The 506-nt window shown below is 36.8% G+C and carries 1 protein-coding gene; it reads left to right on the top strand.

From position 1 onward, the window contains the following. Positions 1–506 (top strand): transposase (locus tag M0051_RS19645; protein WP_306743270.1); only part of this gene is annotated, 506 nt, incomplete at both ends.

Below are 506 nucleotides of genomic sequence, written 5' to 3'. Positions count from 1 at the left end.
AAAGTTGTACGTAGGTGTTTTCCAAAGGCTGTTGTGGTTATTGATCGATTTCATGTCCAAAAACTGGCCAATGATGCGGTTCAGGAATTAAGAATAGATTACAGGTGGAAAGCCATTGACAAAGAAAATAAGGCGATAAAATCCGCCAAAAGCAAGGGGATATCTTATCAGACTACTTTACTTGCCAATGGAGACACTTTGAGACAGTTGTTAATTCGTAGTCGTTTTCTCTTGTTCAAATCCCCATATAAATGGAGCGATTCTCAGAGGTTTAGGGCTAGTATTTTATTTGATAAGTTTCCTAAATTGAAACAAGCTTATGATTTAAGTCAAGCCTTAAAAAACATTTTCTCAAAAACGAAGGACAAAGGTGTAGCATATGCCAAGTTAGCCCAATGGTATGACCAGGTTGAAAAGACTGGAATGAAATCCTTTCGAATCGTATCGAACTCAATCAAAACACACTACGTCGGGATTTTGAACTATTTTGAAAATAGAAGCACAAA

Source organism: Marinifilum sp. D714, assembly GCF_030851345.1.
Taxonomy (GTDB): domain Bacteria; phylum Bacteroidota; class Bacteroidia; order Bacteroidales; family Marinifilaceae; genus Marinifilum.
This window is presented reverse-complemented; position numbering and strand designations above follow the sequence as displayed.